Origin of the sequence: Clavibacter michiganensis (genome assembly GCF_002151125.1) — a bacterium.
GTDB lineage: Bacteria > Actinomycetota > Actinomycetes > Actinomycetales > Microbacteriaceae > Clavibacter > Clavibacter michiganensis_C.
Map to the genome: position 1 here is coordinate 36,990 of NZ_MDJZ01000006.1, position 9,203 is coordinate 46,192.

Annotated in this window: 7 protein-coding genes; 6 read left to right on the top strand and 1 reads right to left on the bottom strand. The window is 72.2% G+C overall.

Going from position 1 to position 9,203, the window contains the following annotated elements:
* The 4 genes from BFL37_RS04985 (at position 1) to BFL37_RS05000 (ending at position 4,138) form a co-directional block, all read left to right on the top strand.
* Positions 1 to 798 carry a dienelactone hydrolase family protein gene (locus tag BFL37_RS04985; protein ID WP_241533864.1) on the top strand — a complete coding sequence of 266 codons (798 nt, stop codon included), beginning with the start codon at positions 1 to 3 and terminating at the stop codon, positions 796 to 798.
* A 251-nt stretch (positions 799 to 1,049) separates the two neighbouring features.
* Positions 1,050 to 2,102 carry an endonuclease/exonuclease/phosphatase family protein gene (locus BFL37_RS04990; RefSeq protein ID WP_086514055.1) on the top strand — a complete coding sequence of 351 codons (1,053 nt, stop codon included), beginning with the start codon at positions 1,050 to 1,052 and terminating at the stop codon, positions 2,100 to 2,102.
* Between the two features lie 199 nt (positions 2,103 to 2,301).
* A complete protein-coding gene (locus BFL37_RS04995) occupies positions 2,302 to 3,012 on the top strand; it encodes an SGNH/GDSL hydrolase family protein (protein ID WP_086514056.1) in 711 nt (236 codons plus the stop codon).
* 91 nt (positions 3,013 to 3,103) lie between these two features.
* Positions 3,104 to 4,138, top strand: a complete 1,035-nt coding sequence (locus BFL37_RS05000; protein ID WP_086514057.1) for an acyltransferase family protein — start codon at positions 3,104 to 3,106, stop codon at positions 4,136 to 4,138.
* A gap of 375 nt (positions 4,139 to 4,513) precedes the next feature.
* Here BFL37_RS05000 and BFL37_RS05005 read toward each other — a convergent pair whose 3' ends face one another.
* On the bottom strand, positions 4,514 to 6,682 hold the full coding sequence (locus BFL37_RS05005) for an acyltransferase family protein (protein ID WP_241533865.1): 2,169 nt from the start codon (positions 6,680 to 6,682) through the stop codon (positions 4,514 to 4,516).
* A gap of 325 nt (positions 6,683 to 7,007) precedes the next feature.
* Between BFL37_RS05005 and BFL37_RS05010 the strand changes: the two genes are divergently transcribed.
* Both BFL37_RS05010 and BFL37_RS05015 read left to right on the top strand, forming a co-directional pair.
* A complete protein-coding gene (locus BFL37_RS05010; protein WP_086514059.1) occupies positions 7,008 to 8,420 on the top strand; it encodes a polysaccharide biosynthesis tyrosine autokinase in 1,413 nt (470 codons plus the stop codon).
* Between the two features lie 9 nt (positions 8,421 to 8,429).
* Positions 8,430 to 9,149, top strand: coding sequence for a low molecular weight phosphatase family protein (locus BFL37_RS05015; RefSeq protein ID WP_086514060.1), 720 nt, complete (start codon positions 8,430 to 8,432; stop codon positions 9,147 to 9,149).
* Positions 9,150 to 9,203: the final 54 nt, after the last annotated feature.

Sequence of the window (9,203 nt, forward strand, 5' to 3'; positions counted from 1 at the left end):
ATGACCGACCCCGCATCGACCCCCGTCTGGTCGCCGTCGCTCGCCGAGCTCACCGAGCGCGTGCCGCTGCCCGCGGGCGCCGACATCCAGATGGGTCCCGTGCTGTACGAGCACGAGGGCACCGAGCTCGAGGGGCTCCTCGCGCGCGACGCGTCGCAGGGCGGCCACCGCCCGGCCGTCCTCGTGATCCACGACTGGTTCGGCGTCGGCGGGCACGTGGCCGCACGCATCCAGATGCTCGCGCGCCTCGGCTACGTCGCCTTCGCGGCCGACGTCTACGGCCGCGACGTGCGCCCCGGCCCCGAGGAGGCCGGCCAGGTCGCCGGGTCCTTCTACGCCGACCTGCCGCTCATGCGCGCCCGCGTGCAGGCCGGCATCGACCGGCTCGCGGCCGAGCCGGACGTCGACCCGTCCCGCATCGCCGTCATGGGCTACTGCTTCGGCGGCAGCGCGTCGCTGGAGGTCGCCCGCGCGGGTGCCGAGATCAAGGCCGCTATCTCGCTGCACGGCAGCCTCGTGGTGCACGAGCCGGCCGACGTCGCCGACGTGAAGGCGGCGATCCTCGTCCTCACCGGCGCGGACGACCCCATGGTCCCCGACGAGAAGGTCGCCGCGTTCCAGGACGAGATGCGCACGCGTCCCGCGATCGACTGGCAGGTCGTCTCCTACAGCGGCGCCATGCACGCCTTCTCGGTGCCGGGCGTCGACTCCCCCGACCACGGCGCGCAGTACCAGGACCGCGCCGAGCGCCGCTCGTGGCGCGCCCTCACGGACTTCCTCGCCGAGCACCTGGGCTGACCGACCCCACCCGCACGGATCCGCGCGCCGCCGGCACCCGCCCGCGGCGCGCGCGTCTGTCCGCGGGCCATGCTCCGCCTGGCGGAACCCTCCGCTCCCGGCCGACACGCCGACCCCGGGTTGCCATCCCCGCACCCCTCGCGTAGACCTGTGCGTGCAGTTCACGCATCCGCCATGCGCCGTTGGTGCCCCGCAGGGGCACGCGCGCGCAGGCTGATCATGCGAGACACGTGCGACCCGAGGAGATCTCCATGATGGCCAGCGGCGGATTCAGCCGACGCGACCTGTTCGACGGTGCCGGATCCTCGGATCCCGGCGTCGGGCGGCCCACCCGCGGTTCCGGCACGGCGCTCCTCGAGCGACCGCGCGCGGACGAGACGACCACCACGACGGACGGCCCGGACGGCACCGCGGAGGCCGACCCCCCTCCGTCTCGTCAGGCGGCAGCGGCTCCCGTCGCTCCCGCCCCGCCCCAGCAGGCGACCATCGGCTCCGCCGAGGGCGACCTCGTGCACGTCATGACCTGCAACATCCGCCTGGCCCGCCCCTCCACCGAGCCGGGCGATCCCGACCACTGGGCCGACCGCGAGCCCGTGCTCGCCCGCTTCCTCCAGCTCGAGCAGCCCACCGTCCTCGGCGTGCAGGAGGCCCTCTCGGCCCAGCTGCCCGCCATCGCCCGCGCGCTCCCCCACCACCGCATGCTCGGCTACGGCCGCGACGGCGGATCCGGCGGCGAGTACAGCGCGATCTTCTACGACGAGCGCCGCCTCGACGTGGTCGCGTGGGACCAGTTCTGGCTGTCCGACCTGCCGGAGCTCATCGGATCCCGCTCCTGGGGCTGCAGCACCACGCGCATCGCGACGTGGGCGCGCTTCCGCGACCGCCGCAGCGGCGCCGAGTTCGTGCACCTCAACACGCACCTCGACCACGAGTCCGAGCTCGCGCGCGTCAAGAGCGCCGACCTCATCACCGAGCGACTGCAGGAGGTCGCGTCCGGCGCGCCCGTCGTGGTCACGGGCGACTTCAACGCTCCCGCCGAGGAGTCCGCGGCGTACGACATCCTCACGCGCGACGCCGGCCTCGCCGACACCTGGACCACGGCCGCGCACCACGCGACCCCCGGGATCGGCACGTTCACGGCCTACGGCGACCCGGTGCCCGAGGGCGAGCGCATCGACTGGATCCTCGCGGGCAGCGGCGTCGAGGTGGTCGACTCGGCCATCAACCCGTACACGTTCGAGGGCCGCTCCCCCTCGGATCACGCGGCCGTGCAGGCGCTCGTCCGTCTCGCGCGCACCGCCTGAGCCGCGCGGACGAGCTCCCCGGCACCACGCGGCCGGGCGCGCGAACGCGCCCCCCGCGGATCGGCGGCGCGCCACGCCGCCATCGAGCCGACGGAAACCGCATGTCACAATGGTTTCCGAGCGGCCCCGTGATCGCAGCGGCTGACGGGGTCACCGGCTCGCCGCTGCCGCGGACCCCTCCACGATCGGATGAACACCTATGCCCGCACGTCGCATGGCCCGGGGCGCCGTCAGCGCCCTCGCCGCCGTCCTCCTGCTCGCCGGGTGCACCAGCGCGCCGCAGCCCGCCCCCACCGCGACCGAGGGGGAGCCCGCGCCCAGCGCGTCCGCCCCGACGGCGCCCGAGGACATGGTCCGCATCGTCGTCATGGGCGACTCGAACACGAACGGCTTCGTCGGCACGCTGCCCCAGGGCATCGACCAGGGCATGGCCTACGTCGACTACGTCGTGGGCGACCCGCTGACCTTCGCGGGCGGCTGGGGCACCGACGGCGCGACCAGCACCGTCATGGCGGCGAACACGCCCACCGTCGAGGACGTCGACGTGGCGCTCATCATGATCGGCACGAACAACCGCATCGCCGGCGTGCCGGACACGCAGCTCGACGCGGACATCACCCAGACCGTGGAGAAGCTCGCCCCGAAGGAGACGGTGATCCTCGGGATCCCGCCGCAGAACGCCTCGCCCGAGACGCCGCCCGAGGTCAATGCGCACCTCGAGGAGTTCGCGGACGCGCAGGGGTACCACTACTTCAACCCGTGGGTGAACCTCACGAACAAGGACATGAAGTGGCGGACCGAGTTCTTCCGCGACGGGATCCACACCAACATGACGGGCTACAAGCTCATGGGCTCCGAGGTGCGCCGGTTCGTCCGCACCGAGGTCCTCGCCGACAGCGCCCAGAAGTAGGGGCATCCCCCCGCCCTCCCGCGTGCAGCCCGGCGGTTAGGGTCGAAGCGGTGCCTCGGGAGCGTCGCGCCCGCACCAGAGGAGAGCCCGCGTGACCAGCACCGTGACAGTGAAGAGCGAGACCGGTCGGAAGATCGAGTTCCTCGAGGCGGTCCGCGGCGTCGCGTCGTTCATCGTGGTGCTCCAGCACCTCATCGCCGCGGAGTACCCCGCGTTCGAGGACTTCAGCCGGCAGTGGGTCGACGCCGGGCGCGTGGGCGTCGTCGCGTTCTTCTTGGTCAGCGGCTACGTCATCCCGCTGAGCCTCCAGCGCCAGGACACCCGCACCTTCCTCGTGCGCCGCCTGTACCGCCTCTTCCCGCTCTACTGGCTCGTGCTCGGCCTCATGATGCTGTGGGTCGCGACCACCGGCGAGGGCGAGCTCGGCGGGCCCCTCGTGATCATGGCGAACGTGCTCATGGTGCAGGGCGCCGTGGGGATCTACACGATCGTGCCGACCGCCTGGACCCTCGGCATCGAGCTGATCTTCTACGGGCAGTCGCTCGTCGCCAAGCTCATCGGCCGCCTCGACCGCAGCGTCGCCCTGGGCTACGTCTGGCTCGCCGGCTTCGTCGCCGCCGCGATCGCCGGCCGCGTGCTGGAGCGGGAGCTGCCGTGGACGCTGCCGCTGCTGCTGTACACGGCCTCGCTCGGGCACGCGATCCACCTGCGCGACCGCGACGGATCCACCGCCTGGCGCGGACTCCTCGTCGCCGGCGTCGTGGGCGTGCCGCTGTTCACCTACCTCAACGGCGGGCAGGACGCGGACTGGCCGCCCTTCGACTACTCCGTGTCGTTCCTCCTCGGCCTCGGCCTGTTCTTCGCGTTCTACGCGACGCGGCGGGCGGCCCACTCGCGCGTGCTGATCTGGCTCGGCGCGATCTCGTACGCCGCGTACCTCCTGCACCCGCTCGCCTACCGCGTGATGCGGGCCGTCGACGTGCCCGAGGGGATCGTGCGGGTCGTGGTCGCCATCGCCGTCACGCTCGTCGTCTCCTGGCTCGTGCACCGGTTCGTGGAGCTGCCGTTCATCGGCGTCGCCCGGCGCCTCACGAGCTCCTCGGGCGCGAAGGCCCCGCGGGGCTAGCACCCGGCTGGATCCCCGCCGGCCCCTCCGCGTCGCCCCAGAGCCGGGCGCGCGCCGAGTCGGGGGCCAGCGCGCGGAGACGCGTGCCGGGGCGACTGCCCGCCGTCCGCGGCTCGCGCACACCCCGGGAGCACGGCCACGTGCCTCGCGGCCCCGGCCCCGGCCCCGCCCGGCCCCGGGGACGCGCTCCCGTTCCTCCGCTCCCACCCGTACGGCGGGCGCTCACCGCACACGTGCTCACCCTGCGCGACCTCCCTCCGTGCGTCTCCCTCGCCGCGTGCCCCCTCGGCCCGCGCCCGCCCGCCGGGCGCACGACGACGGGCGCCCCTCCCGTGAGGAGGAGCGCCCGTCGTGGCGTGCGGTGGTGCGGTGCGGTCAGCCGGCGGCCGGGGCCGCGCCGATGCCGAGCGGCGCGAGGATGTCCGACATGATCGGCGCGAGGTCCTGCGACTGGCGGGCCGTGAGGTGCGACGTGTCGCCGCGCACGGGGATCCCGTTCACGAACGCCGGGCACGTGCCCTGGCTGCAGAACCAGCCCTGCGTGTTGATGAACTGGACGGGCGCCCCGACCTCCGTCGCCGCGGCCTCCATGGTGCGCGCGTGGCTGATGAAGGACGGCGACACCGTGGACTGGCAGTCGTTCGGCGAGCTCGTCGGCGTCTTGCACTCCACGAGGGCCGTGGCCGCCGGCGGGCGGGACAGGACGATGACGTTGGCCGCGGCGGTCTTCAGCGCGTTCATGGTGGTGAGCGCACCGGCCTGCCACTCGCGGTCGGCGGCGCCGCCCGTGGCCCCGCTCGACAGGTAGGAGTTGTCGACGGCCTCGCTCATCAGGACGAGCGCGGGCTTGGTCTCGTTCATCTCGTTCAGCGCCCAGGTGCGGAAGTCCGTGCACTCCGTGTACTCGGATCCATCGGTGTCCGTGCTCGTGACGGTCGACGCGGGGCAGCGCGCCATCGTGAGCACGCGCACCTTCCATTCGTCGCCGAGGCTCGCGCGGAGCATGGGGGCGTAGCTGATGGCGAGCGAGTCGCCGAAGATCACGGCGGTCCTGTCGGCGCCCGCCTCGGCGTTCCCGTAGACGCAGTGCTCGGTGTTCTCGATCGCGTCCCGCTCCTCGGCGAGGTCGGCGCCGAGGCAGCCCTCCTTCGCCCACTCGGGCGCGATGACGTCGCGGCCGAAGTCGCCGAACGACTCGACGGCGGGATCCAGCGCGGGCCACTCGTCCGCGGCCAGCGCGGCGGTGATCTGCTCGCCGCGGGTCTCGAGCGCGGTGCCCGTCGCCTCGACGGGGGCGGCCGTGCCTCCCGTGCTCGGGGTGCCGCTGCCGAGCTGGCTCTGCCCGCCGGGCTCGTCGCGCACGACGGCCACGGCGACGACGCCGACCACGGCGACCGCGACGACGGACAGCGCCGCGACGGTCATCTTCAGCTGCGCGCCCGAGGACCGGCGGCCGGCCTTCTTCGGGTCGAGCCAGCTGGAGCGGCGGATCGGGTCCTCGACGAGGTGGAACGAGGCGATGGCGAGCACGAGCGTCGCGGCGATCGCGGCGCCGTAGTACTCGAGCGTGCCGGTGCCGAGCACCGACGCCAGCAGGATGATCGCCGGGAAGTGCCAGAGGTACAGCGAGAACGACAGCCGGCCGATGTAGGTGGTGACCGGGTTGGTGATCGGCACCATGGCCTTCGACACGCCGCCGATGCCCGACGCGATGACGAGAGCGGTCGCGACGACCGGCAGGAGGCCGGAGGGCACCGGGAAGGCGCGGTCGCCGGCGATGAGGAAGAAGGAGGCGACGATGCCCGCGAGGCCCACGTAGCCGAGGACGGGGCGGATCGCGGCGGGCAGCGTGGCTATCCGTGCGGCGAAGATCGCGAGGAGCGCGCCGATGCCGAGCTCCCACGCGCGGGAGAAGGTGGAGAAGTAGGCGACCGTCGGGCGGGCCGAGGTCTCGTAGAAGCCCCAGGCGAGCGACGCGACGATCAGCACGCCGACCGTGATGCCGATCGCCTGCGTGAAGAGGCGCGCGCGCTTGACGCGGTTCTTCGGGGTGCGGCGGCGGGCGAACGTGATCACGAGGAAGATCAGCACGGGCCAGACGAGGTAGAACTGCTCCTCGACCGAGAGCGACCAGTAGTGGCGGAACGGCGAGATGGGGCCGTCGGCCGCGAAGTAGTCGGTGCCGGCGCTCGCGAAGTGCCAGTTGGAGACGAAGAGGGCCGACCAGATGGCGTCCCACAGGCTGGCCTGCGCGCGCACCACGTTGAAGACGAGGAACGAGACGGCCGTGGTGACCACGAGCACGAGGAGCGCGGCCGGCATGATGCGACGGACGCGGCGCTTGTAGAAGTCGAGGAACGAGATCGTCTTCGTGCGCTCGTACTCCTTCAGCAGGAGCCCGGTGATGAGGAACCCGCTGATGACGAAGAAGACGTCGACGCCCACGAAGCCCCCGGAGGGCCAGTCGAAGAGGTGGTCGACGATGACGGCCACGACCGCCAGGGCGCGCAGGCCCTCGACGTCCGGCCGGAAGCCGCGGTTCACCGTGGCGGGCGAATCCCCCTCGGGTGGCGGGTTCTCACTGCCGGGTGCTGAGCGGAGCTCCGACGGATCCGGGAGCGCGGGAGTACCCCGGCGAAATGTCTGCGAGCTCATGGCCCAGGTCCCTACTCACTCGTGTACCGCCGTGCAGCACTGCTGTCTGAGCGACCCTAACAGGGCGTCACGGGGCCTACCATGCCCCGGACGGGGGCGTTCCGGGCTGCTGGCGCCGCTCGTGAGCTGTGTGATGATAGACAGCCGAGGCTGTGGATATCCCACGTATGCGGACACTCCGCGCCTGTGTGCTTTTGGGGAAGGGTTCTAAGTTATGGCGCTCCGTGACTTCATTCGGATGCTGCGTAGGGGCGCGGTGCTCATCATCCTGACGCTCCTGGTCGGGGTGGGCGCCGCAGCGGCCTTCTCCCTCCTCCAGACCCCCGAGTACGAGGCGTCGACCAAGATGTACGTCGCCCAGAGCAGCTCGGGCAGCGTCTCCGACCTGCAGCAGGGCAACAACTTCATCACCCAGGCGGTGAAGAGCTACGCGGACGTCGTCACGACCCGCGCCGTGCTCCAGCCCGTCATCGACGAGTTCGGCCTCGACATCACGTCGCGCGAGCTCGCCGAGTCGGTCACGGCCTCCGCGCCGCTCGACACGACGATCATCGACATCACGGTCAAGGACCAGAACCGCCAGGACGCCGCGACCCTCGCCGACGCCATCGGCGCCAGCCTCACCACGGTCGTCGGCAACCTCGTGCCCGAGACGATCGAGGGCACCCCGCAGGTGCAGATCACGCAGCTCGAGGAGGCGGAGATCCCCGAGTCGCCGTCGTCGCCGAACCTGCCCGTCAACATCATCGTCGGCGCGATCATCGGCCTCCTCATCGGCGTCGGCGTCAGCTTCCTCCGCGAGACGCTCGACAACCGCATCCGCGGGGAGCGCGACGTCGAGCTCGTCACGACGAAGCCCATCCTCGGCGGCATCGCGTACGACCCGAAGGCCACCGAGCGCCCGCTCATCGTCCAGGACGACCCGCGGAGCCCCCGCGCCGAGTCCTTCCGCAGCCTCCGCACGAACCTCCAGTTCCTGGAGTTCGGCGGCCGCTCGCGCAGCTTCGTCATCACCTCCTCCATCCAGGGCGAGGGCAAGTCGACCACCAGCTCGAACCTCGCGCTGGCGCTGGCCGACTCCGGCATCAAGGTCGTCCTCATCGACGCCGACCTCCGCCGTCCGCGCCTCGCGTCCTACATGGGCCTCGAAGGCGCCGTGGGCCTCACCGACATCCTCATCGGCCGCGCCGAGATCGAGGACGTCATCCAGCCCTGGGGCTCGGGCATGCTCTCGATCCTCCCCGCCGGCCAGATCCCGCCGAACCCGTCCGAGCTGCTCGGCTCGCAGGGCATGGCGCGACTGCTGCAGGACCTCGAGGCGCGCTACGACGTGGTGCTCATCGACGCCCCGCCGCTGCTGCCCGTCACCGACGCGGCGATCCTGTCCAAGAACGCCGGCGGCGCGATCGTCGTCGTCGCCGCGGGCCGCACGCACCGCACCCAGCTGAAGAGCGCCATCGCCAACCTCACCAACGTGGGCGCGGACGTGCTCGGCCTCGTGATCACCATGCTCCCCACCAAGGGCCCGGACGCGTACGGCTACGGCCACTACGGCTACGGGTACGGGTACACGGAGGACGAGGACGGCCAGAAGACCAAGGCGCCCATCGAGAAGATCAAGGCGTAGCTCCCCTCCATGTCGGAACTCCCCCCCACGAGCCGCAGGGCCGCACGCGCGGCCCTCGGCGACGCATCCACCGAGGGCGTCGACGACGGCTCGTTCCGCGTCCTGTTCGTCTGCTCGGGCAACATCTGCCGATCCGCGCTCGCCGAGCAGGTCCTCCGGGCCCGCGTGCGGGCGATCTTCGGCGGCCACGCCGCCGAGGCCGACTCGGTCGTGCGCTTCTCGAGCGCCGGCACGATCGCGGCCGAGGGCCAGCGCATGCCCGAGCAGGCGGCGGAGCTCTCGGTCCGCTACGGCGGGGACCCGAGCGAGCACCAGGCGCGCTTCCTGACGCCCGGCATCATCCAGGGCGTCGACCTGGTGCTGACCATGGCGCGCGAGCACCGCAGCGCCGTCGTGCGCGCGGTGCCCCGCGCCAACCGCTTCACCTTCACGATCCGCGAGTTCGCCGCGCTCTTCGAGCACCTCGTCGAGGTCACCGGGGACGAGAAGCACATCGCGTGCGACGGCGACGTGCCGGAGCAGCTGCGTGCGCTCATCCCGCTCGTCGCGGCGCAGCGGGGAGTGACCCTGCCGCCCGCCCAGGAGGACGACTACGACGTGGTCGACCCGTACCGCCGCTCCCAGGCCACCTACGACGCCTCGGGCGAGCAGGCCGGCGGCGCCATCGAGTCCATCCTCGAGTCGGTGCGGGCCGTGACCCGCACCGACGCGCCCCGCCTACGGGGCTGACCGCCCGCCCGCCACCGCATTCGGGAGCGCACGCCGCTCCATCAGACACCACAG